This is a genomic window from Salegentibacter chungangensis (assembly GCF_042678405.1).
Lineage (GTDB): Bacteria > Bacteroidota > Bacteroidia > Flavobacteriales > Flavobacteriaceae > Salegentibacter_A > Salegentibacter_A chungangensis.
On the sequence record NZ_JBHTLI010000001.1, the window covers coordinates 521,142 to 546,150 of the forward strand.

At 43.1% G+C, this 25,009-nt stretch carries 22 protein-coding genes; 21 read left to right on the plus strand and 1 reads right to left on the minus strand.

What is annotated here, in order from left to right; all coding sequences use genetic code 11:
* Nucleotides 1–16: 16 nt before the first annotated feature.
* The 15 genes from ACFQ3Q_RS02265 (at nt 17) to ACFQ3Q_RS02335 (ending at nt 19,338) form a co-directional block, all read left to right on the plus strand.
* Nucleotides 17–2,347 carry a glycoside hydrolase family 3 N-terminal domain-containing protein gene (locus ACFQ3Q_RS02265; protein WP_380742501.1) on the plus strand — a complete coding sequence of 777 codons (2,331 nt, stop codon included), beginning with the start codon at nt 17–19 and terminating at the stop codon, nt 2,345–2,347.
* A gap of 2 nt (nt 2,348–2,349) precedes the next feature.
* On the plus strand, nt 2,350–3,990 hold the full coding sequence (locus ACFQ3Q_RS02270; RefSeq protein WP_380742503.1) for a sulfatase family protein: 1,641 nt from the start codon (nt 2,350–2,352) through the stop codon (nt 3,988–3,990).
* Complete coding sequence (locus ACFQ3Q_RS02275) at nt 3,987–5,555, plus strand: sulfatase (protein WP_380742505.1); 1,569 nt, start codon at nt 3,987–3,989, stop codon at nt 5,553–5,555. Before ACFQ3Q_RS02270 ends, ACFQ3Q_RS02275 begins: the two co-directional genes overlap by 4 nt.
* On the plus strand, nt 5,548–7,002 hold the full coding sequence (locus tag ACFQ3Q_RS02280; RefSeq protein ID WP_380742507.1) for a sulfatase: 1,455 nt from the start codon (nt 5,548–5,550) through the stop codon (nt 7,000–7,002). Before ACFQ3Q_RS02275 ends, ACFQ3Q_RS02280 begins: the two co-directional genes overlap by 8 nt.
* 7 nt (nt 7,003–7,009) lie before the next feature.
* Nucleotides 7,010–8,080 (plus strand): endo-1,4-beta-xylanase, encoded by a 1,071-nt coding sequence (locus tag ACFQ3Q_RS02285; protein WP_380742509.1) that lies wholly within the window; start codon nt 7,010–7,012, stop codon nt 8,078–8,080.
* Between the two features lie 131 nt (nt 8,081–8,211).
* The gene (locus ACFQ3Q_RS02290) at nt 8,212–9,117 is read left to right on the plus strand and encodes a sialate O-acetylesterase (RefSeq protein WP_380742511.1); all 906 of its coding nucleotides are present in this window, start codon (nt 8,212–8,214) and stop codon (nt 9,115–9,117) included.
* A 36-nt stretch (nt 9,118–9,153) separates the two neighbouring features.
* Nucleotides 9,154–10,587: a sulfatase gene (locus ACFQ3Q_RS02295; RefSeq protein ID WP_380742513.1), complete on the plus strand. Its 1,434-nt coding sequence runs from the start codon at nt 9,154–9,156 to the stop codon at nt 10,585–10,587.
* Nucleotides 10,588–10,610: 23 nt separating this feature from the next.
* Nucleotides 10,611–12,248: a sulfatase family protein gene (locus ACFQ3Q_RS02300; RefSeq protein ID WP_380742515.1), complete on the plus strand. Its 1,638-nt coding sequence runs from the start codon at nt 10,611–10,613 to the stop codon at nt 12,246–12,248.
* 79 nt (nt 12,249–12,327) lie between these two features.
* Nucleotides 12,328–14,181 carry a hypothetical protein gene (locus ACFQ3Q_RS02305; protein WP_380742517.1) on the plus strand — a complete coding sequence of 618 codons (1,854 nt, stop codon included), beginning with the start codon at nt 12,328–12,330 and terminating at the stop codon, nt 14,179–14,181.
* 58 nt (nt 14,182–14,239) lie between these two features.
* The gene (locus tag ACFQ3Q_RS02310; RefSeq protein ID WP_380742519.1) at nt 14,240–15,571 is read left to right on the plus strand and encodes a hypothetical protein; all 1,332 of its coding nucleotides are present in this window, start codon (nt 14,240–14,242) and stop codon (nt 15,569–15,571) included.
* Nucleotides 15,549–16,379 carry a hypothetical protein gene (locus tag ACFQ3Q_RS02315; RefSeq protein ID WP_380742521.1) on the plus strand — a complete coding sequence of 277 codons (831 nt, stop codon included), beginning with the start codon at nt 15,549–15,551 and terminating at the stop codon, nt 16,377–16,379. The genes ACFQ3Q_RS02310 and ACFQ3Q_RS02315 overlap by 23 nt, the downstream gene beginning before the upstream one ends.
* A gap of 99 nt (nt 16,380–16,478) precedes the next feature.
* A complete protein-coding gene (locus tag ACFQ3Q_RS02320) occupies nt 16,479–16,835 on the plus strand; it encodes a hypothetical protein (RefSeq protein ID WP_380742523.1) in 357 nt (118 codons plus the stop codon).
* A 16-nt stretch (nt 16,836–16,851) separates the two neighbouring features.
* Complete coding sequence (locus ACFQ3Q_RS02325; RefSeq protein WP_380742525.1) at nt 16,852–17,250, plus strand: hypothetical protein; 399 nt, start codon at nt 16,852–16,854, stop codon at nt 17,248–17,250.
* A 146-nt stretch (nt 17,251–17,396) separates the two neighbouring features.
* Nucleotides 17,397–18,509: a formylglycine-generating enzyme family protein gene (locus tag ACFQ3Q_RS02330; RefSeq protein WP_380742527.1), complete on the plus strand. Its 1,113-nt coding sequence runs from the start codon at nt 17,397–17,399 to the stop codon at nt 18,507–18,509.
* Nucleotides 18,510–19,158: 649 nt separating this feature from the next.
* The gene (locus ACFQ3Q_RS02335) at nt 19,159–19,338 is read left to right on the plus strand and encodes a PID-CTERM protein-sorting domain-containing protein (RefSeq protein ID WP_380745576.1); all 180 of its coding nucleotides are present in this window, start codon (nt 19,159–19,161) and stop codon (nt 19,336–19,338) included.
* Here the strand turns inward: ACFQ3Q_RS02335 and ACFQ3Q_RS02340 are convergent.
* On the minus strand, nt 19,335–19,922 hold the full coding sequence (locus ACFQ3Q_RS02340) for a riboflavin synthase (RefSeq protein WP_380742529.1): 588 nt from the start codon (nt 19,920–19,922) through the stop codon (nt 19,335–19,337). The two genes, ACFQ3Q_RS02335 and ACFQ3Q_RS02340, sit on opposite strands and share 4 nt — an antisense overlap.
* A 62-nt stretch (nt 19,923–19,984) precedes the next feature.
* On the opposite strand from ACFQ3Q_RS02340, the gene pdxA reads away from it, so the two are divergent.
* The 6 genes from pdxA (at nt 19,985) to accC (ending at nt 24,980) form a co-directional block, all read left to right on the plus strand.
* Nucleotides 19,985–21,031, plus strand: coding sequence for a 4-hydroxythreonine-4-phosphate dehydrogenase PdxA (gene pdxA, locus ACFQ3Q_RS02345; protein WP_380742531.1), 1,047 nt, complete (start codon nt 19,985–19,987; stop codon nt 21,029–21,031).
* Between the two features lie 94 nt (nt 21,032–21,125).
* On the plus strand, nt 21,126–21,653 hold the full coding sequence (locus tag ACFQ3Q_RS02350) for a YceD family protein (protein ID WP_380742533.1): 528 nt from the start codon (nt 21,126–21,128) through the stop codon (nt 21,651–21,653).
* 13 nt (nt 21,654–21,666) lie between these two features.
* Entirely contained in the window at nt 21,667–21,864 is a 198-nt protein-coding gene (gene rpmF / locus ACFQ3Q_RS02355) for a 50S ribosomal protein L32 (RefSeq protein WP_081208252.1), read from the plus strand.
* Nucleotides 21,865–22,039: 175 nt separating this feature from the next.
* Entirely contained in the window at nt 22,040–23,035 is a 996-nt protein-coding gene (locus ACFQ3Q_RS02360; RefSeq protein WP_380742535.1) for a beta-ketoacyl-ACP synthase III, read from the plus strand.
* A 21-nt stretch (nt 23,036–23,056) separates the two neighbouring features.
* Nucleotides 23,057–23,575: an acetyl-CoA carboxylase biotin carboxyl carrier protein gene (gene accB, locus ACFQ3Q_RS02365; RefSeq protein ID WP_380742537.1), complete on the plus strand. Its 519-nt coding sequence runs from the start codon at nt 23,057–23,059 to the stop codon at nt 23,573–23,575.
* 49 nt (nt 23,576–23,624) lie between these two features.
* Nucleotides 23,625–24,980 (plus strand): acetyl-CoA carboxylase biotin carboxylase subunit, encoded by a 1,356-nt coding sequence (accC, locus tag ACFQ3Q_RS02370; RefSeq protein ID WP_380742539.1) that lies wholly within the window; start codon nt 23,625–23,627, stop codon nt 24,978–24,980.
* Nucleotides 24,981–25,009: the final 29 nt, after the last annotated feature.

The following is a 25,009-nucleotide window of genomic DNA, read 5'->3' on the forward strand; positions in this document are numbered from 1 at the left end:
ATAGAAGTTTCGAAGAATGGATCTTAACAAAATAATTATACTGTTTTTTGCTATAGTAATTTCTCCCCTTAAATCTCCTGCACAGGAACTTCCCTATCAGGATGCCTCTTTGAGTGTTGAAGAACGACTCAACGACCTGATGAGCCGGATGACACTTGAGGAAAAGGCGGGGCAAATGTGCCAGTATGTGGGTATTGAGCATATGTTGAAGGCCAGCGGGAATCTTACAGAGGAGGAAATGAAAAAAAGTGATGCCCAGGGTTTTTATCCGGGCATCGATGCCGAAGATATGCGTGAGCTGGTAAGAGAGGGGAAGATTGGATCTTTTTTACACGTGCTTCACGCTGAAGAAGCCAACAAGCTTCAAAAACTTGCCAAAGAATCCCGCCTTGGAATTCCATTATTGATAGGTATTGATGCTATCCACGGGGATGCCCTGGTGGAAGGGACAACTGTTTATCCGTCGCCTATTTCCCAGGCAGCCACTTGGAATGACAAGCTGCAGTTCAAAGCCAGTCAGCAAACTGCAAAAGAAATGAGGGCTACCGGAAGCCACTGGTCTTTTACACCAAATATCGACGTGCTTCGTGACCCCAGATGGGGAAGAACAGGAGAGACCTTTGGAGAAGATCCTTACCTGGTAGGAAATATGGGGGTAGCTACCATAAAAGGGCTTCAGTCTGATAGCTTCGGGCCTGCAAATGTTATCGCCTGTGCCAAGCATTTGATTGCCGGAAGCCAGTCGGTTAACGGGATCAATTCGGCTCCAACCGATGTTTCGAAAAGAACGCTTTACGAGGTATTCCTTCCACCCTACCGAAGAGCTATACAGGAAGCCAATGTTTTTTCAATAATGGCGGCCCATAACGAAGTAAACGGAATTCCCGCACACATGCATAAGGCTTTGATGACCGATCTGCTTCGTGAGGAATGGGGCTTTGAAGGATTTTATGTGAGCGACTGGAACGATGTGTCACGCATCTATTCCCTACATAAGGTAGCAGAAAGTTTTCAGAGAGCTTCTGAACTTGCTGTGTCTGCCGGCCTGGATATGCATATGCACGGCCCTGAATTTTTTGACCACGTTGTGGAAGGCGTGAAAAATGGAAGTATCCCTTCAGAAAGAGTAGAGCAGGCTTGCAGGGCTATCCTGGAGGCTAAATTTAGACTTGGCCTTTTTGAAGAGGCACTGGTTGAGGAAAGTGAGGTTGCTGGTGAATTATATACACCCGAACATCAGGCCACCGCACTGCAGCAGGCAAGAGAAGCGATGACCCTGCTTAGAAATGATAATATTTTACCCCTTCAAGGTTCCGGAAAAAAGCTTTTTATCACCGGTCCTAATGCGAATAATATGACCACGCTGGGTGACTGGGCCTCTCCCCAGCCTGAAGATAAATTTATAACCGTCTATGAAGGGATTAAAGAACTGGCCGAGAGCAAAGGGCATTCGGTAGACTACTTTGATATAGGAGAACGCTCTAAGGAGATCACCCAAGCTATGATTGAAAATGCCGCTGAAAAGGCCGGAGCTGCAGATGTTGCTGTTCTGGTACTGGGAGAGAACTCTTTCCGTCACGACTGGCCGAATAAAACAACCGGTGAGAATATAGACAGGGCCTCTCTTCAGCTATCAGGAAATCAGCTGGAACTCGCGAAGGCAATTCATAAGGCGGGCAAACCTGTTATTGTGGTATATGTTAGCGGTAGTCCTATTTCAGAACCCTGGCTTCAGCAGAATGCCAGGGCGATATTAAATGCCTGGGAGCCGGGAAGTTTTGGTGGACAGGCCGTGGCTGAAGTGCTTTTTGGGGATTATAATCCGGGAGGAAAACTTCCACTAACGGTTCCAATGTCGGTAGGCCAGCTTCAGATGGTATATAATCACAAGCCTTCTACGTACAAACATAAATATCATGGAACGCCGAAGAAGCCGCTTTACCCATTTGGGTACGGATTGAGTTATACTTCTTTTGAAATATCACAGCCCGAAATTTCGGCCACTAAAACCGATTTTTCTACAAAGCCTGTAGTAAGCTTTAAAGTTACGAATACGGGGAATATGAAGGGTTCAGAGGTAGTACAGTTATACATCAGGGATGATTACAGTATGGTGACCCGGCCCGTAAAAGAACTTAAAGCCTATAAAAGAGTGGAATTGGAACCCGGGGAAACAACGGAGGTTGAATTCCGGATCACCCCCGAAAAACTGGCCTTTTATGATATGGATTTCCATCCTGTAGTGGAAGAAGGCGACTTTACCATAATGCTGGGGAATTCATCGGCAGACAAGGATCTGAAAACCACAAAACTTAGAGTAACTAAAAATATTGAACTAATAGAATAGCTATGAAACTGAAAATATTAACGTGTTTAACTTTTGTCTTTATCAGCATTGTGGCGGTTTCATGTAAGGATAGTAAATCGGAAGCTAAGGAAGAGGCCACCACCGAACAGGAAAGGCCTAATATTATATACATTATGGCAGATGACCTTACCACGCAAGCCATCACTGCCTATAATGACAGGTTTAAAGGAATTGCTGATACTCCCAATATGGACCGTCTGGCAAAGGAAGGAATGATCTTCCAGGATGTACTTGTGACCAACGCTATTTGTGGTCCTAGCCGTGCTGCCATCCTTACCGGAGATTACAGTCATGTAAACGGATATTATAAGAATGAAAGCGGAGGTAAGTTTGATGCCTCACAGTGGACCTTCCCACAGCAATTTCAGAAGTCCGGGTATAAGACCAGTTTATTCGGGAAATGGCATTTAGGAAGCGAACCCAAAGGCTTTGATGAATTCAAATACCACGCTTCAGCGGGTCAGCAGGGCCACTACTGGGATCCAACCTATAACGAAAATGGAAAAGAGGTAAAGGAGAAAGGCTATGCCACCAACCTCACTACCAATTTTGCCCTGGACTGGTTACGTAAAAACAGTCAGGATGAAAAGCCCTTTCTTATGCTGCTTCAGTATAAAGCGCCGCACAGGCCCTGGGAGCCAGATAAGAAATATGAAGAACTTTGGGAAGACCAGGAATTGCCTTATCCCTCAACTTTCAATGACGATTATGCAGGCCGTGAAAAGACAGCCGGAGATACCGATATGACGATGGACTTTTTTCACCGTCGCGATATGAAAATGAAAACTCCCGATGACCTTGAAGGAAGTGCCAAGAGGCGCTGGGAATTGTACGGTGCAAAAAGAGGAGAAGTGGTGATTCCTGAAGGAATGAGCAAGGAAGAGGCCAGAAAATGGCGATACCAGACATTTATCAAAGATTACCTTGCTACCATCAAATCTGTAGATGACAATATTGGCAGGGTGCTGGATTATCTGGATGAAAATGGTCTAACGGAGAATACGATGATCGTTCTAACTTCAGATCAGGGATTCTATCTCGGGGACCACGGATTTTTTGATAAACGCTTTATCTATGAAGAATCACTCAGAATGCCTTTTATAGTAAGGTATCCCGGAACAGTAGAGGCCGGGTCTGAAAACACCGATTTAATAGCCAATATTGATTTCGCACCAACCCTGCTGGATGTTGCCGGAATTGAAACCGATAAGAAAATGCAGGGGGAAAGCTTTGCAAAGGCACTTGAAGGGAAAGAACTTGAAAACTGGAGAGACGGGGTTTATTATCACTATTATGAATTTCCCTACTGGCATCATGTGCAGCCGCATTATGGCATCCGTACCGACAGATATACTCTTGCACACTTCTACTATAATATAGATGAATGGGAGCTTTACGATAACAGGCAAGATCCTGAGCAATTGAACAATCTTATTGATGATCCGGAATATGCTGATGTAGTGAAAGAGCTCAAAGCGAAGTTGAAGGAACTTATGAAAAAGTATCATGACGATAAATCCCTTGAGGAATTCAGGGAGATCACCGATAAGGACTTTGGAGATATAGTAGAGAGAAAAGGAGAAACCGTTGAAGATATTATAAACGAAAAGAGTGAAAAATGAAAAAAATAATCCTATTCATATTTATATGCCTTGTAGGTTCAAATAATGTATCAGCACAGGAGACAGGGAAAAGGAACATCCTGTTCATTGCGGTGGATGACTTGAAGCCCTTGCTGAGCAATTACGGGGAATCACAGATGAAAACCCCTAATTTCGACAGGCTGGCAGAAATGGGTGTTACCTTTACCAATGCTCATGTTCAGTATGCCGTTTGTGGTCCATCCAGGGCCAGTGTGATGACCGGGACCTATCCAGACAGAACCAAGGTGTGGGATCTTCATACCGATTTTAGAAAGTCTGCTCCCGATTTGATCTCGATGCCGGAATACCTGATCTCCCAGGGCTATGAAACTACCGGAATAGGAAAGATCTATCATAAGGGCTCCTCATCTCCGGGACACGATGGTAAAAGCTGGAGCATTCCCCATGTAATACCCCAGGATTTTGATCCGAAATACGGAGATCCTGCCTTTAATACCTACCAGGATCCTGAAACCAAGGCTAAAATGGAAAAGTTAACCCAGGAATTCAGAGATAAGGGTAAAAAAGGTGGTGCAAGAGGTTATGTATTCGATCGTCTAAAACCTTCTACTGAATCGGTTGACGTAAGTGATGAAGCCTACCTGGATGGGATCTATACCAAAGAGGCTATTAAAAAACTGAATATGCTGAATAAGGGGACCAAGCCATTCTTCCTGGCGGTTGGATACCAGAAACCGCACTTGCCATTTATCGCTCCAAAAAAATACTGGGAACTATATGACAGAGAAGAAATAGAACTGGCCGAATTCCAGGATCTTGCTGAAGGGACTCCCCGAATTGCATATCACAATTTCGGCGAATTAAGGTCATATTCAGATATAGATGATGACCTGGATGTTGGTGACAGGATTGATGAAGCCAAACAAAGAGAACTAATCCACGGGTATATGGCCGCTGTTTCCTATATCGATGCCCAGCTTGGGAAACTTCTGGATGAACTGGACCGGTTGGGAATAACTGAAGATACTGTTATAGTACTTTGGGGAGATCACGGTTTCCATCTTGGAGACCATACCGAATGGTGTAAGCATTCCAATTTTGAACAGGCCACCAGGATACCATTTATGTTCGCCGGTCCCGGGGTTGCAAAGAATATAAGATCTGATAAACCTGTAGAACTTCTGGATGCATTCCCGAGCATTTTTGAACTCGCAGGGGTTGAGAATTCTCCCCAGGCAGAAGGTGTTTCCCTTGTGCCGCTAATGGATGGAGACGACTCTACCAGTCTTGAAAAGATATATGCGGCCAGCCAGTATGGACGTGGAGGAAAAGACAAGGATAAAATGGGCTATACCATTAGAACTGACAGGTATAGATATACCGAATGGTATAGCGAAGGTTATAGAAGCTACGATAAATATGATAAAGATCTGATTGTTGGGAAGGAGCTATACGATTATCAAAAAGATCCAAACGAAACCAGAAGTTATATAGGAAAAAAGAATTATGAAGATATCCAGGAGGAGCTGCAGGAAAAACTACAGGATCACCTGGAACAATTAAATGAGAAATATAATGAATAGACTCAAATACATATTATTCTTACTGTTTATGGTTGGAAGCCTCGCTTTGGCTTCAGCCCAGGAAAGACCGAATATCTTATTCATCCTCACCGATGACCTTGGTTACCACGACCTCAGTATTACAGGTTCGGAAATCTATCAGACCCCAAATATTGATGATATTGCCGAAGAAGGGATTTCATTCAAGAAGGCTTATGTGAACTATCCCCGTTGTGTGCCATCACGTTATGCCTATATGACTGGCCTTTATCCTGTAAATGAAGACAAAGGAAACCTGAAGGTGAACATACCTGAAGAAAGGAACTTTATTAAGATATTCAATGAAGCAGGATATAACACCTCCTATGTGGGCAAATGGCATTTAGGGGAGCTTCCTTCTAATAAGGGAGAAGGGAATGACCCAAAAGGCTTCGGGTTTAAGCATTCTTATGGTGCTGGCGGTGCCGGAGGAGTTGATACCAGGTTCTATCCATTTAATATCAAATCAAAAAAGAAAAATAGCAGGAAGGATCCGGTTCCTAACGTGGAAGAAGACGGGCGGGAAGGTGATTACCTTTCAGATATGCTTACCAATGCCACTATGGGATTCATAAAAGAAAATGCTGAAAAGGACCAGCCATTCCTGGCTATGCTGGCTTTTTATGCCGTGCACACGCCATTGGAAGCAAAAGTGGAAGACCGGGACAGGAATAAGAAAGAAATAGACGCTTATGACTATGGCGATACGCCCGAATATATAAAAGAAGGCGAAGGCCGGAGAAAAATGAGGCAGGACGATCCCGATTATGCGGGAATGGTGGAGAATGTAGACGAAAATGTCGGCAGACTTCTGGAACTGCTTGAGGAACTGGATATTGATGATAATACTATTATAGTTTTTACCTCAGACCACGGAGGGCTTTCCAATGATGGCTATAAAAGAGAAAGACACCTGGCTACCACAAATAATCCGCTTCGTGCAGGGAAAGGACATCTTTACGAAGGCGGAATTCGTGTGCCGCTTTTCATAAAGTGGGAAGACAGGACCGAAGAAAGGGTAGAAGATAAATCGGTAGTAATGGCGATGGATGTTTACCCAACACTTATCGATATGGTACTGGACAGGAAGGTTTCAGGAACAGACGGGAAAAGCTTTAAACCTGTTATTGAAGAAAAAGAGACCTGGGAAGACAGAATCGTATTCTGGCATAACAGAAAGGCCAGACCTCACAGTACGGGGGACAGTAAATCTTCTGCCGTGAGATCTGGGGATTACAAGCTTATTCATTTTTTCGAAAAAGATAAGGTGGAACTATATAATCTCAGGGAGGATATTAGTGAAGAAAACAACCTCGCAGAGAAAGAGCCGGAGAAAACAAAAGAGCTGATGGAACTTCTTGAAGCCTGGAAAGAAAAACAGTTGGTGGAAGAGAACCTGCGCAGGAGATGGCAAAAGGAAGACAAATAAATTAAATATGACGATAAAACGAATTAAAATAACACTGATAATCTTCCTAACCTGTTATGTAATGCCGGCGCAGGAAGCTTCAACAACGGCTTCAGAATTACTGATTGGTGCCACCCTGAATTATGACGAACTCAATACGAAAAAGGAAGAATTGTTCCTTAAGGACTTCCAATATCTAACCCCTGCCAATGCGGCCAAACAGACAAGGATCCATCCCCAACCGGGAGTATGGAACTGGGAATACATAGACGATTTTATCGAATTCGCGGAAGCTAACGATCTTGTGGTTAGGTTGCACGGGCCCATTAGCCCTCAGGCTTCGAAGTGGGCAAAAGAGGATCACCGAACGCCCGAAGAGCTCGAGAAGAATCTTGAGGAGTTTGTGACTGCCTTTACGATGAAATTTAACCAGGTTCCTAATGTAAAATGGATGGATGTGGTTAATGAAACCGTAGAAGCCGATGGTTCCTGGTTTGGCCCAAAACCAGGGACTGATGAATGGGAGAATCCCTGGCTGAAAATTGGAAAGGATGAGAATGGATTTCCACTTTATATTCTGAAGGCATTCGAGATCGCGACCAAGAATGCCCCGAACATCAAACTTGTATATAATCAGCATAAAGGGATGGAGCCTCAGGTTTGGGATAAGATTAAAAAGAACGTGCTGTACCTGCGTGAAAAAGGCTATAGGGTAGATGGTATTGGCTGGCAGGCACACCTAATGATGGGCGCGAGAAGAGAAGATTTTGTAGACAATATCGACCAATCCATGCAACGGCTTGGAGATCTTATAGATTGGGCTCACGAGAACGACCTGGGTTTCCATGTAACCGAACTGGATTACCTGGTGGAGGACACCTCTAAGATCGAGGAAGAAAGGGAGATACAAAAAATGGTTTATGAAAGGATCGTTGAGGTATTGCTGGAGAAATCAGGAAATGGGGAGGTAACCCTTAATCTTTGGGATGTTGCAACCAGGAATAAAAAGGGCAAGGGTCAATTTCAATCCATCTATGACTCAAATTTTAAGCCCACTCCCGCTTACTGTATTATCAAAAAAGCGCTCGCTAAAGAGTGATTTTACCTCCTGTTGCACCCCCTACATGCAGCAGGAGTTTTTTCAATTTTCTCATTGTGAGACCAGGCAGGCTCAGGATTGCCTTTGTGAAAAATATATTATTAGTCGTGGGGACAATCTTAAAAATATACATGAAACAGCTAATAGGGATCATTCTTCTGTCAACATTTGTGGTATCGTGCGGAATTTCAAGGGTTTTTGCACAGGATAATATTGCCAGGAAAAAAGTCTTTCTTTTTGCCGGGCAGTCCAATATGGAAGGCAGAGCAGATGGGGCCCAATTATCTGAAGAAGATAAGCAGAGACTGCATAAGATTTCCGACAGAATTCAATTTTATTACAATCATCAACCCGTAACGCCGCTTCAGTTAACCACCCCAAAGAATTACATCAAACTCAAATTTGATTTGACCCAGTGTTTTGGTCCTGAATTGTTTTTCGGAATTGAGTTGGCAGAAAACTACCCCGACCAGGAATTTATCTTCATTAAAAGGTCAAAGGGCGGCAGCTCATTATACGGCTGCTGGAACCCTGATTGGAGTGAAGATAAGGCAAAGCTGATGGATGAACTGGATCAGCCTGAATTGTATTCAGACTTCATAACTTATGTAAATAGTGTCTTGGGAGATTATGGCCCTGACGATTATGAGGTCAAAGGGATGTTGTGGGTACAGGGAGAGACCGATAGTGCTGTCAAAAAATGGGGAGAAGCACCGGCGAATACTTACGGCAAGAACCTTCGGAAACTCATTCAAAGAACAAGGACAGAATTAGGCTGTCCACAAATGCCATTTGTAATGTTTCAGGTAGGAGGTGGGAAAGTAGTGGAAGGAATGAAGAAAACTACTGAAAATGACAGGAATGTCTATTTGATCCCTCAATCAAAAGACAGAGAGTCTGATGATTTTTATGAAAGAAATCCTCCGCCTATAGGCCATTATACGGCTAAGAGCATGAAAAAAATAGGGGTCGAGTTTTTTAAGGTTTTCGATGATATTCTAAATGAACAAAATAAAAATTGTAACCCGCATTTCTAAGTGTGGGATTAATAAGGATCCATTAAACAAATTATAATGAAAAAGCTAAGCCTTTTTATTCTTTCAATTTCAGCTATCCTGATGTTAGGCTGTAAAGCTAATAGCGGGACTGAACCAGGTAAAAAAGCTTCCAGCTTGCCGAATATTGTCCTGATACATATTGACGACCTTGGATATCACGACCTTAGTTATACCGGTTCAGAAATATATGAGACTCCGAATATCGATAAGCTCGCTTCACAATCGGTGGTTTTTGAAAATGCATATGCTAATTTTCCGCGATGTGTGCCTTCCCGTTACGCAATGCTTACTTCAACCTGGCCGGTTACCGAAAACGGGGTTCCCGATGACGGCTTTGCCCTTGGCAATGTTCCTGCTGATCAAAACCTTATAAAGCAGATAGATGAAGCTGGTTACCACACGGCGTTTTTCGGAAAATGGCATCTGGGTTCAGGCAAAAACGGACCTGAGGCTTTTGGGTTTGATTATTCCTTTGCCGCGGGCAAGGCCGGTTCGCCAATCAGCTATTTCTATCCCTTTAACGAGCCCACTAACCCGAACAGAAAAATTAATAAAGACCCGATGCCCGATGTGGATGAGGTAGGTAAAAAGGGAGATTATCTCAATGATCTGTTAACTTCCCAGGTAATAGAACATATTAAAGGTAATTCCGGTAAACCTTTCTTTGTAGCATTGAATCATTACGCGGTGCATCAGCCCATCGAGGCCAAAGAAAAAGATGCGGAAAGAAATAGAAAGCAGATAGCGGCACACGACTTCGGCGACAGGCCAGAGTATATCGAAGAAGGAACCGGAAGAACCAAAATGAGACAGGATAATGCCGTATATGCCGGGATGGTGGAGAATATGGATGAGAATGTTGGCAGGTTACTCGATTTTCTAAAAGCTTCCGGATTGGAGGAAAACACGATCATCATATTTTCATCAGATCACGGCGGACTTTCGAACGATGGATGGAAGCAACGTAACCTGGCCACCTCCAACTATCCCCTGAGGGCCGGTAAAGGCTGGTTATATGAAGGTGGCGTAAGAGTCCCCCTATTCATTAAATGGAAACCTGAACTGAAGCCTGAAACCAATTCAGAAGATATCGTAATGCTTATGGATATCCTTCCCACCTTACTGGATATCACCACAGGCAAAACAGTGAAAAATATAGATGGGAAAAGTCTTTTGCCTGTTTTAAGGGGAGATGAGTCCTGGGATGACCGAACTGTTTTCTGGCATTCAGACAAGGCCCGCCCGAGGAATACCGGAGAAAGTAATGCTTCGGCCATCCGTTCCGGGAAATGGAAACTTGTGGATTTTTATGAAGACGGCCGGACCGAACTTTATGATCTCGAGATCGATAAAGGAGAGCAGAACGATGTAAGTGAAGAATTTCCGGAAATAAGAAACAGGCTTTATAAAGAATTGAACAAATGGAAATCAGATTTTTCCGGAGACTGAAAACCTCCTTCAAAAAATAAAATATGAGATTTTTAAAACTTTTCATCTTACTTATCTGTATTCAGACTATTTCGGCACAAACTGAAAAGCCAAATATTCTGTGGATCACCTGCGAAGATATTAGTCCCGATCTTCCGGTTTATGGTGATAATACTGCAAAAACACCAAACCTGGACGCCCTTGCTGAGCAAAGCCTGGTTTATGACAATGCCTTCGCCACCGTAGGGGTCTGTGCTCCTAACCGCTCTTCCATTATAACCGGGATGCAGCCAATTAGTATTGGCACGATGCATATGCGAACCGGTAAGGATGTTATTGGTTGGGGGTCCCGCGAATACGAGGGAACCGATAGGGTTGATATCGAGGGAAATCCAATAATCCAATATTCTGCCGTGATCCCCGAAAATGTAAAATGCTTTACCGAATATCTGAGAGCTGAAGGTTATTACTGTACCAACAATCCCAAGACAGATTATCAGTTCGCGGCACCCATCTCTTCCTGGGATGAAAATGGCCGCAAGGCGCATTGGAAGGGCAGAGAAGAGGGACAGCCTTTCTTTTCGGTTTTCAACATTAACGATACCCACGAAAGCAAATTATGGAAATACAGCGATAAGCCGTTAACAGTATCTCCGGAGGAAGTGGAGGTACCGCCATACCTGCCTGATAATGCCGAAACCCGTGAAACCATTGCCCGCCACTACAGCAATATAGAGCTGATGGATAAAAAGGTGGGTGAACTTATTGCCGAACTCAAGGCTGAAGGCTTATATGAAAACACTATTATTTTCTTTTACAGTGATCACGGAGGCCCCTTGCCCAGGGAGAAAAGAGCTATTTATGATTCAGGATTAAAAATTCCATTGATGATAAAGGGTCTGGGAGGGACGGGAAGAACTGACAGGATGGTCTCTTGTACAGATCTTGGACCAACCGTGTTAAGCCTGGCTGGAATTAGTCCGCCGGATTATATGGATGGTAAAGCCTTCGCGGGGGAATTTAATACCGAACCAAGAGATTATATCATAGGAACTTCTGATCGTTTTGATGAAGTGACAGACAGGATGAGGGCAGTAAGGACAAAGGATTATCTCTACATTTTCAATTTTTATCCTGAAAAGCCAAGGTATAAGGATCTGGCTTACAGGATGAATATTCCTATGATGCCAAAAATGCTCGAGTTAAGGGAACAGGGCAAGCTTGATTCCATAGAGCAGATCTGGTTTTCCACCAAAGGCACTGAAGAATTTTATGATGTTAAGAACGATCCCTATAACGTAAGGGATATTTCAGGCAAGGCTGAGGTTGCTGAAGAACTGGAAAAACATCGCAAGCTGTTACACGATTATTTATTCGAAAACCCGGACCTGGGACAGATGCCTGAAAGCAAGCTTATTTCCATAATGTGGCCGGAGAAAGAGCAGCCGGTTACTGCAAAACCGGAAATTGAGAGAACTGAAAAAGGCATTACAGTTAGTTCAAAAGCTCCCGGGGCATCTTTAGTTTATATGATATCTGATTTGAAAGATATTGATACCGGACTGGATGCAAAATGGAAGCTCTATACCGGGCCATTAAAAGTTAAAAAAGGACAGTTTTTATTTCTTAGGGCCCAGCGGATTGGCTATAAAATGAGCGAAATCGTAATAGTGGAGTCTTAGTGATAATCATTAAACAAAATAGGCTAAAAAATACCAAAAACGCATATAAAGACCAGTAAAAATATCAAATTGACAAATTATGGAACATCTCCGACAGTTATTGAACCTGTTTTACCCAGTAAAATCAGACATTTCGGAAAAGAAAATGATGAACTACCGAAGAATTATATTACCAGTACTTCTCCTGGTAATCCTGCCTTTATTTATTGGCTGTGGAGAAGATGACTCGCTTGAGGATGTAGGGGAGACAAAGGTCTCCTTTTCAGATGAAACTTACAGGGTGGCTGAATCTTCCGAGGAAGGAATCAGGATTCCTGTTGGTCTGGATTCACCTTATCATACAGGTGGAAGCGTACAGGTGAATATTGAGGGCGGTGTGTTTGGAGAAGATTATGTGGTAGATAAGCAGTCCTCTACCTTCAATATTACATTTGCCGAAACCTCGGTGCTCGAGTTTTTTACAATTACCCCTATAGATGACGACAGGCTAAACACAGATGTTGAGTTGGAAATAACACTTTCCAATCCAACGGGTAGTTTAATGTTAGGAGACAAATCATTTTTACAAGTGATCCTCCTGGATGATGAGGAGCGATTAACCGCTGAAGTTGGTTTTGATCCACTTGAATATGAAGTTGAAGAGAATGAGGAATTAGAAGTGGATCTTGCTTTCAGTAACCTTTCAACCGATGGGGGAAGCATAACCATTGTTGGCGGAAGCGGAGATGCTGTGTATGGTGAAGATTATACCTTTGAAGGCGCAAATGAAGACGGAGAGCTCACTTTAAGCGTAGACGAATATGGTGATGCGGCAGCATTTACTGTTATTTCATTAGATAATGACGATTATGAAGATGATAAAACCTTCCAGATTCAAATTCTTGAAACAACCGGAGGTCTTAACATAAACTCTGAGAATTCGATTGCTACTGTAACGATCCTTGAAGATGATCCTTCCCCGTTCACAACCATAGGTTTTGATGCTTCAAGTACGTCCAGTGCAGATGAGTCAGCCGGGGAAGTGACTATAGATTTCAGTCTTTCCCAGCCGCTTGAAAATGCTGCAAGCATTGCAGTGAACGTAGGTTCCTCTTCAACAGCTACCCTGGGGGACGATTTCGCCTTTGCAGGTGGTGCTACAGACCAGCCTTATATGGTGAATCTGGATGCCGGAGCTGAATCTGGTTCAATAAGTCTGATGCTTACCGATGATGATGCTGAAGAAGGTGACGAGACCATTGTTCTCGATATTGCAAGCGTAACCGGAGATCTTGAAATTGACAGCAATAGTAGCAGCTTTACTTTCAACATCCAGGATAATGAAGGTGGAGGAAGCGGAACTTCTGATGTATACCTGGAAACTTTTGAAAATTCCAGCGCAGATGCCACCATCCAGGACCCATATGGTTTTGTGACCGAAGTTCTTTCAGCTACAACTGTGGCAAATCCGGAATCATCAACATTCAGCCTGAATAATGCCTCTGGAAAATTTGCTGATGCCGACGATGTTTCTGCCAGCTCAGACTGGGGGGCTCAGATTGGTTATGTGAACAAGGATGATGGAGAAACAAGTACAGGTATTATAGATAATGTACTTATATCGCCGGCCATTTCTTCTGCTACCGCATCGGCTTACGAACTTATTTACGACATAGCTTATGCAAAACCGAATTCTACCGCTGTAGTTGAGGTCTATTATTCAACCGATAGTGACGGGACTTCCTTCTCCAACGGAACCTGGACCATGGTAGACTCAGTAGACGAATCGAACATTGGTACAGACAGGAATGCTTTTGCCAGAAGAACGGTAAATATACCAGTAAGCGGCGAATTCTATATAGCCTTTAGAATAAAAGCAACTATTGACTCTACGGGAAGTGACAATGAAGGTACTCGATGGAGAATTGATAACATTCGGGTAAACCAGAATTAAAAAGAAATAAAAATCCCCTTGAACTTAACCTGATTTTATTAACCTAAAAACTTAAAAAATGAATTGGAAATTACTAAGGCAACTTGCTCTCGCAGTCTTTACTGTGTTAACAATTGCCTCATGTCAAAAAGATGATGACACAGGAGAGATCGAAACCGGAAGCTTGACTTTTAATGCAATTTTGAATGAAGCTCTCGATGGTAATAGACAATCACTTCCTGGAACCGATGTGCCTGACTGCTCGGAAGCAGACCCTGCTTACGTGGATGTCATTGCAACGGGCCCTGAAAATATAGGGTCTATAGCAGCACCTTTCAGGATAGATCTTGTTGCAGAGGGTTCAAAATATATTACTGCTGAAAACGATGAACTTACCGGCCTTCCGGCAGGGGACTATCAGTTAAAATATTTTGTGGTCTATGATGCGGAAAATAACCCTATCTGGATCGCACCAACTTCAGAGAATTATGCTGATTATGTGTCTGAACCATTACCACTTGACTTTTCAATTGCGGCGGGGACAGATAATGAAGTGAATGTAGATGTGCTTTGTTTTGAGAACAGGATTCTAAACGAATTTGGAAACCTCTACTTCTCGCTTGACCCGAACATGGCAATTGAGTTTTGTATTGCCGGTAATACCTGTGGAGAGGGCGCGGCAAATTTTGATGTAAATGTCTATCTGGGAGCTGACAATACCGGAAGTGTGCTGTATATGGATTATACCACTACTCCAGGGGAAGCACTTTGTATGGCCTTACCGGATTTTGAAGGAGAAGATCAGTATTACTTCGAGATCAGTATGGGCGGAAGCATAATCAGAGAAGGTGTTATTACCGATGCCGATGTGAAGGCCCTGCATGATGGAGATAAAAATATTGACCCGTATATATTCTATGAAGGAAGTGCATGTACCGGCACCGATAATCCAGACCTGTTTGCTGCAGGCGGAGATACCGGAGGAACTGCGACTACCTTTGATATACCATATCAGGAAACCTTTGAAACTGCAACTCCCGAATCTGTATTGGCCGATTTTGGTTACAGTACAGAGAATTTACCGGGAGAAACCGTTCAGGGTCCTGGATCTGCAGGGATTGTTCAAAATACCTTCCCTAGTGTAGATGATGAAACCGTTACGGCAGACAGCTGGGGTATTCAGTACGGTTATGTGAATAACAAGGCAGAGACCAGTACGGGACTAGTAGATAATATTGTAAGAACCTCGGGCTTTGCTGCCACTGCAGGAGATTACACACTTACCTATGATGTTTCATATATCAAAAATCTGGATAACCATTCTGTAGAAGTTTATTTCTCAGATGATTCAGATGGTTCATTTAGCAATGGAACCTGGACAATGATAGATGCCGTTACAGGCCGATCTTGATGCTGCCGGAGTAGGCCGTCAGGAATTCCAGAGAAGAACAGCGAGTATCAGTACTACAGGTGATTTCTACATAGCCTTTAGATTTAGAGCAGAGATCAATGCTGCTGATGATGGTACAAGATGGAGAATTGATAATGTAACAGTTGATGCTGGTGGATCTGGTGGCGGAGATACCGGTGGAAGCTTTACCAATTATATAGAGACTTTTGAAGATTTTGATGAGTCCGCTACCTACGATCCACCATATCTTGAATCCAAAGGTTTTGAGCAGTATCAGTTTACGACCTTTGCTGAGGATAATAATATTCTTTTCGAACCAGAGACAAATGGAAATTATCCCTCACTTGAAGATGTAACCGTTGAAGGGGGAAGCGGTTTCAGGTTCCAGTATTTTGCTGAAACCAATAATACGGAACCCGGGGCTGGTGTGTTTGGAGATTTTGACGTGGTGCTTGTAAGTCCGGGTCAGGAAAATGCCAATGGAGACTTTACGGTCAATATAGATGCAAGAAGGTTCTTTAGTGAAACCAGCGGTACGGTTACCTGGTACTGGACCAATAATTATACCCCGGGAGAGGGCTTTACCGAAGCTAACTGGAACTCTCTTGGTAGCGATGATGCTCAGGATCTTAATGACAGCGGAAGCTTTGTAAGGAAATCCTTCAATATCCCTTCTTCTTCCGGCACCCTCTATTTCGCAATTCGCGTGGAAGGAACAACTAACGATGGAGGAACTCCTGATACTACCAGAGATGGAAATTACAGGTTCAGAGTTAGATTTGATAATCTTCAGATTAAACAGAACTAAGCTTCCTGAAGGAGCTTTACTGTTCAGACTAATATAATCAACGGCCTGATAGCAGGCCGTTGATTTCAAATTAAAAGATTAATCATAAAATCGAGGAAAATGAAAAGACTAATAATAACGCTAATTTTTATAATGGGCTTTACAGTTTCTGGCTTTAGCCAGTCTGAAAAAGCCCGGGAAAAAGCAGAGAACAAAACTGAAAAACTCGCAGAATGGATCGAAGCTGGTGATGAGAGTGTAGCTCTTTCAGATGAACAGAAAGAGAAGATCGAGGAGCTATATGCCAATATGAGAATGGAAATCAATACGGCTAAGAATAAGTATTCAGACAAATCTGAATTTGCATCAGAAAGGAAGAAAATTTCGAAAAAATATCACAGCAGGATCAATAAGGAAGTCCTTACAAAGGCTCAGCGAAAAGCAAAACGAAAAGGAAAAGAGAAAATGCAAGGTTAGGTGTTAGTTTTAGAAAGTGGAAAAGGCGGTTATAAATTCTAAACCGCCTTTTTTATTAGAAGTAAAACGGCAAAATGATTATGAATACAATACCTGGTTCACCCGAACTACAGATGTGACGGGGATCCCGGTTCGGGATGGGAGCCTGGATCCGGATAGGATATCCCTGTATTCGAGAGTGGAGTATTCAGGGTCTGTTAGCAGGCTTGCTGTTGGGGAGTATGACCCTACAGATCTGCAGTCATTAGGTTTTTATGAAAACATCCAGTCTTTAATGGTACTTTTCGATTATGAGGTGACTGTTTACGACGGGGATGATCTGTCTGGAGCATCGAAGATGCTTGATATAACAACCAATGACCTGGGTTCTTTTAAGGTAAGATCTATGAAAGTTGTCTTCAATAATTCATATTAGGAAAACTAATAGGTTTCCACGGATCCGCGTGGCACCTCTGAAAGGCAACCTTCATAAGCAGAGCAAAACCTTCAGCTGAAAAAGGACAGTCGGTGCCCTGCCTTTTTATGATAATGATTATATTAACAAAGCTTCAAATAAGAAAAATGAAAAAGGAGATTTTAATATTATTTACAGGGATATTTTTGTTGACAACGGCTTGCAGGGAAAAGTCAGACGAAAAAAAGGAAACCGTAGAGCAAAATAAGAAGGAGGAAGTTGTGGTCTCTGAAGTAGAACTCTTGGTTGAGAAACCGGATAGCATAGAGGTGCCCGAAGGAATGGTCTGGGTTTCCGGAGTGAAATTCACAATGGGCGCCAGGGAGGGCGATCCTTATGCGCTACCAAGGGAGAAGCCGGCGCATCCGGTGGCGGTAGATGGATTTTTTATTGATAAGACTGAAGTTACCAATACTGAATTTAAGGAATTTGTGGATGCAACCGGGTATGTGACCGTAGCAGAAAGGCCTATCGATTGGGAGGAGATGCGAAAGCAATTGCCGAAGGGCACCCCAAAGCCACACGACAGCCTGCTTCAACCGGGATCTCTGATCTTTAGAAAAGAACTGGAAAAAGTTGATAATTTGAATAATATAGCGCAATGGTGGGAATGGAAAAGAGGAGCGAACTGGAAACATCCCCAGGGCCCGGAAAGTTCTATTGAAGGTAGAATGAACTATCCGGTGGTTCATGTTTCTTATGAAGATGCTATAGCTTATTGCAACTGGGCTGGCAGAAGTCTTCCTACAGAAGCCGAATGGGAAGCCGCAGCTCACGGAAAATTGCCCGGAGGTATCTATACCTGGGGAGATGATGAAAAGATGCTCACTGAGGAGGCAAATACCTGGCAGGGTGAATTTCCCGTAAAAAATATCCCGGAAGATGGTTATAAGTATGCCTCGCCGGTTAAGTCTTTTCCTGCAAATAGCCTTGGAATATTCGATATGGCGGGGAACGTGTGGGAGTTAACAAAGGATAATTATAATATAGATTACTATAAGACAGCCATACAGCAGGGAGAGCTCAAAAACCCTACCGGGTCTGTAACTTATTACAATCCCGATAACCCCTACCAAAAGGAAAAGATTATTAAAGGTGGTTCCTTTCTATGTAATAAATCCTATTGTGCAAGTTACCGTATTTCAGCACGAATGGGAATGACGCAGGATTCAGGTTCAGATCACGTAGGTTTCAGGACGGTTCTAAGGGTTAAAGAATAATATTCAAGATCCTCTCTATTTTATTATAATGCCAATAAATTCGGTTTAGAATTAGCTTAATATGTCAGGTCCAAATTAGACTCTACCTCTTTTTTAAGTCCCGATTAACTTTTTGAAAAGTAATTATTTACCTGAAATTCAGATGTTTAAAAATTTTTAATATCTTGGTCCCGTTCTGCCCTACAGGAATTTTTTCATTCAGGTTTAACTCAACACCCCCGGGCAATGAAAAGTTCTTTTATCCTAATTCGTTTTTTCTGCCGGTTCCTTAGCGGGAAGCTTCAGGCTGTTCGCCTTTTTAATAAGGTTACCTCAAAAGATTCAGAATTTTCCAATATACCTGCCGGGCTGGCCCCTCAGTTGATCAGGGTAGGTTTGCACATATAAGCGATTCCCAAGAAAAAAATGGTCTTTTTATGGAATAGATGGAAATTTTGTGTAGGAAAAAGAATAAAAAATAAATGCCGCCCCGTTGTTGTAACGGCATTTTTCATGTAAATTTATATTTAGCCCCACTTGCATAAAAAACATATTGGTGTTTAATACGTTAATATGCCGAATAGTTTTTCTGAATTTTTATTATTGTAGTACTTTTCGCGAGATTATGAAGGTGAGAGCAAAAATTATATTTATACTTTCCTTGCTGCTTATGCTAAGCAGTGAGCTGTATTCTCAGGCTCAGAGTCATAATCTGCCGCAGCCGCAGTCTGCATCAGGTCCGGGAGTACCCCCACCGCCAGGTCTTCCAATAGACTTTGGGATATCTGCCCTTATTGCTTCAGGAGTGGCACTGGGTGTTTACCATATCCGCCGCCGAAAAGAGGATTAGCCCAGTTCGGTGATTCGCTTCACGTATTTCCCGATTACATCAAATTCCAGATTCACCACATCTCCCTTTTTTATATGCTTAAAGGTAGTGTGTTCGTATGTATAAGGGATAATGGCTACGCTAAAGCCATTTTTCTTTGAATTTACCACGGTGAGGCTTACCCCGTTAATGGTGATGGAGCCTTTTTCAATAGTGATGTTATTCAGGGCAGGATCATATTCAAATGAAAATTCCCAGCTTCCCTGGGCCTCTTTAACTTCGGTGCAGGTAGCGGTCTGGTCTACGTGACCCTGTACGATATGTCCGTCCAGGCGTGCTCCCAGTTTCATTCCTCGTTCCAGATTTACAGGGCTGCCAACTTTCAGCGTTCCAAGATTTGTCTTTTCAAGGCTTTCCTTTACAGCAGTAACGCTATACTCATCTTCGTATATACTTACCACGGTAAGGCAAACCCCGTTATGAGCCACACTCTGATCGATCTTCAGCTCAGGGGTCATCGTGGCTTTCACCCTGATGTTTAAATTTTCCTGCTCTGGGCTGAGCGCTGTGATTTCTCCTACTTCTTCAATAATACCGGTAAACATGGATTGTATAATATTGGTTACATTTGTTCTGTAAAAATAGAAAATAATATACCGGAAGGCATATGAAACACGCTGAAAAGATAAAACTTGGAATAAGCATAGGAGATTTGAACGGAATAGGGAGCGAGATCGTGCTGAAAACCTTTGATGATTCCCGGATGCTGGATTTTTGTACACCCGTGATCTTTGCTTCGGCCAAGGTTATCACTTTCCTAAAGAAACATTTTAAACTTTCCTTCCATTTTCAGGGCATAGATGATGCGTCTAACGCCATAGATGGAAAGATAAATGTAGTGAACGTCTGGAAGGAGAATGTGACCATAAATTTTGGAGAAGAAGATGTGAAAGCCGGTGAATATGCTTTTAAATCTTTGCAGTCAGCCACCACGGCTTTAAAAAATGACGAGATTGATGTACTGGTGACGGCACCTATCAACAAGGCAACCATCCAGAGTGAAGAGTTTAAGTTCCCCGGGCATACCGATTACCTTGCGCAGGAACTGGGCGGAGAGAGCCTGATGTTTATGATTACAGACACCCTTAAAATAGGTCTGCTTACAGATCACGTTGCCCTTAAGGATATCTCTAATGTGATCACCCCGGAGCTTATTCAAAAGAAAATAGGGATCATTCAGGAAACCCTGAAGCAGGATTTCAGGGTGGAGAAACCGAAGATCGCTGTTTTAGGAATTAATCCACATAGCGGAGATCACGGGGTTATAGGAAAAGAAGATGAAGAGGTGCTGAAGCCTACCCTTGAAAAGATAAGGGAGAAAGGAGACCTGGTTTACGGGCCATATTCGGCAGATAGTTTCTTCGGTTCTAAGAATTACAAGAATTTTGATGCGGTGGTCGCTTCGTACCACGACCAGGGGTTAATCCCTTTTAAGACGCTATCTTTTGGGAACGGGGTGAATTTCACAGCCGGTCTGAACAAGGTGAGAACTTCTCCGGATCACGGCACTGCTTTTGAAATAGCAGGAACCGGAACGGCGAACATTAATTCTTTTAAAGAGGCTGTTTTTAAGGGAATTGAGATCTTTAAGGCCCGGGAAGAATACAAGGAGCTGACCGAGAATCCGCTGAGGAAACAGAAGAAAAAGATATAAACAAAAATTTGTTTATAAAAAGCCGTTAGTTTATTTAATTTTATATCTTTGCACCCGCCTTTGCCGAAGTGGCAGGCACCCGAAACTGATGATGATGAAGAAGTTAGCAGATTATACGATCCCTTTTGTGGGGTTGAAGCTAGGAAAACACCAGTATGAGTACGGGATCAACAAGGAGTTCTTTGAGCATTTTGAGTACGACGAATTTAACGATGCAAACGTAAAGATAGACCTGTTGTTCGAAAAGAAGACCACGATGATGGAGCTTACTTTTAGGGCTACCGGGACGGTAAACGTTAATTGTGACCTTACCAATGAGCCTTACGATCAGCCTATAGACAGTGAACTGTTTCTGGTGGTTAAATTCGGGGAAGAATTTAATGACGATAATGAAGATTTACTCATCCTGCCTCACGGCGAGTACGAGATAAATGTTCAGCAGTATATATATGAACTAATTGTTTTGTCCGTTCCTCTAAAGCGGGTTCACCCCGGGGTAGAGGATGGTTCGTTAGAATCTGAAGTACTTGATAAACTGGAAGAACTTAGCACAGAACATAATGAGAATGAGGATGAGATTGATCCTCGATGGGATAAATTAAAAAATTTACTAAACGATTAAATAACAGGAAGCCATGGCACATCCAAAGAGAAAAATCTCTAAAACCAGAAGAGATAAAAGAAGGACACATTATAAAGCTTCGGTACCAAAAATTGCTACCGATCCTACAACAGGCGAGGCACACTTGTACCACAGAGCTCACTGGCACGAAGGTAAGTTGTATTACCGTGGTCAGGTTTTGATTGACAATACAGAAGAAGTAGAGGCTTAAGGGAAATAGAGCTTCAACAAAAATAGAAACTCTCACAATGTGGGAGTTTTTTGTTTTAAGTTGATTAAGTGCTAAAAAGACCTTAATTTGCACCCCGGTTAAAAGAAATTTTAGTACATTTCTTTTTATAGATTTCGCGCTCAACCACGCGTAAAGGTGTATAAAATGCAATTCTATGAATAAAATCACAGCAGCAATTACGGCTGTGGGCGCATATGTGCCTGAAGATGTGTTGACCAACAAAATGTTGGAGGAAATGGTGGATACCAATGATGAATGGATCACCAGCAGAACCGGAATTAAGGAGCGTCGAATCTTAAAAGACCCAAATAAAGGAACTTCATATTTGGGGATACAAGCAGCAAAAGACCTGCTTAAAAAATCCAATATAGACCCTAAGGAAATAGATCTTGTGATCCTGGCATCAGCAACGCCTGATATGCCTGTGGCTTCTACAGGGGTTCATATTGCTACACAAATAGGGGCTATCAATGCATTCGCCTACGACCTGCAGGCTGCCTGTTCAGGTTTCCTGTATGCGATGTCCAATGCTGCCGCATATATAGAATCCGGACGTTACAAAAAAGTACTCGTGATAGGAGCCGATAAAATGTCTTCTATTATTGATTATACTGACAGGACCACCTGCATCATCTTTGGTGACGGGGCGGGAGCCGTACTTATGGAACCTAACGAAGAAGGTCTAGGTCTTCAGGACGAGATTTTGAGAAGTGACTCAATTGGTCGCGAATCTCTTAAGATCGAGGCCGGAGGATCGCTTATGCCGCCAACCGAGGAAACCGTTGCCAGAAAACTTCACTTTGTACAACAGGATGGGAAAACCGTATTTAAATTTGCGGTATCTAATATGTCCGGCGTTAGTGAAGAGGTGATGAAAAGGAATGGCCTTGCCAGCGAAGATGTAGACTGGCTGGTTGCCCACCAGGCAAATAAAAGGATCATTGGTGCTACGGCCAGCAGGATGAATCTTGCAGAGGATAAGGTGCTTATGAATATTGAACGTTACGGAAATACTACTTCCGCGACGCTGCCATTACTATTAAGCGATTACGAGAAACAATTCAAAAAAGGAGACAATATTATTTTTGCTTCATTTGGAGGTGGATTCACTTGGGGAGCCACTTATCTGAAATGGGCTTATAATTCTTAAAAAAACCAACACCCTAACATTATGGATTTAAAAGAAATTCAGAATTTAATAAAGTTTGTAGCTAAGTCTGGGGCCAGTGAGGTAAAGCTTGAGATGGATGATGTTAAGATCACCATTAGAACCGGAACCGACGATAAAGAAACTACAATTGTTCAGCAAGTGCCAATGGGCGGAGGCCAGATGCAACAGCAGATGCCTATGCCACAGCAACAGCAACAGCAGGCTCCTGCCCAGGAGGCGGCACCGGCACCTGCCGAAAAACAGGAGAAAAAAGAAACTAAAGAAGAGGATAACTCTAACTATATTACCGTTAAATCTCCTATTATCGGAACCTTCTACCGCAAACCATCTCCGGACAAGCCTGCCTTTGTAGAGGTTGGGAAGTCTGTGAAAGAAGGAGATGTGCTTTGTGTTATTGAAGCGATGAAACTTTTCAACGAGATTGAAAGTGAAGTTTCAGGGAAAATAGTAAAAGTATTGGTTGAAGACGCTTCTCCTGTAGAATTCGATCAGCCACTGTTTTTAGTAGACCCATCATAAATCACTGCCCATTTAACTGAAGCGTTCTTCAGGAAAAAATAAAACAGGTATGTTTAAGAAAATATTGATTGCAAACAGAGGTGAGATAGCCCTTAGAGTTATCAGAACCTGTAAGGAAATGGGTATTAAAACGGTTGCAGTATATTCAACCGCCGATGCAGAAAGCCTTCACGTAAGATTTGCTGATGAGGCCGTATGTATAGGTCCGGCACCCAGTAACCAGTCTTATCTGAAAATTTCAAACATCATTGCAGCAGCAGAGATCACCAATGCCGATGCCATTCATCCGGGATACGGTTTTCTTTCGGAAAACGCCAAGTTCTCCAAGATCTGTGATGAACACGATATAAAATTTATTGGTGCTTCCCCTGAAATGATCTCCAAAATGGGAGACAAAGCAACCGCCAAGGCTACAATGAGGGCCGCCGGTGTGCCTTGTGTTCCGGGGTCTGAAGGGATAATCGAAGATTATGACGAGTGCCTTAAGCTCGCAAGAGAGATCGGATTTCCGGTAATGCTTAAAGCTACTGCCGGGGGTGGTGGTAAAGGTATGCGTGCAGTCTGGAAAGAGGAAGACCTGGAACCTGCCTGGGAGTCGGCCCGTAAGGAAGCCGATGCCTCCTTTGGGAACGACGGGATGTATATGGAGAAGCTTATTGAAGAGCCTCGCCATATCGAGATCCAGATCGTGGGAGACAGCAGCGGGAAAGCCTGTCACCTTTCTGAAAGGGACTGTTCTATCCAGCGTCGTCACCAGAAGCTTACCGAAGAAACGCCTTCTCCTTTTATGACGGATACGCTTCGTAAGAAGATGGGAGAAGCCGCAGTAAAAGCTGCCGAATATATCAAATATGAAGGTGCGGGTACCGTAGAATTTCTTGTAGATAAACACAGGAACTTCTATTTTATGGAAATGAACACCCGTATCCAGGTAGAGCATCCTATTACCGAACAGGTGATAGACTATGACCTTATCAGGGAGCAGATCCTTGTTGCCGCAGGAGTGCCTATTTCAGGAAAAGATTACTTCCCGCAACTGCATTCTATCGAGTGCCGTATCAATGCCGAAGATCCGTATCACGGGTTCAGGCCTTCTCCGGGAAAGATCACCAACCTGCATGCGCCGGGTGGCCACGGGGTGAGAATAGATACCCACGTATATAGCGGCTACATTATTCCGCCAAACTACGACTCTATGATCGCTAAACTTATCACCACTGCCCAGACCAGGGAAGAGGCGATAAATAAGATGAAACGAGCACTGGACGAATTCGTGATAGAAGGGGTGAAGACCACTATCCCGTTCCATCGCCAGTTGATGGATCATCCCGATTATATAGATGGAAATTATACCACCAAATTTATGGAAGACTTCAAAATGAAGCCCATAGAGGAGGAAGATTAAAGATAAAGCCCCGTTTTTTACGGGGTTTT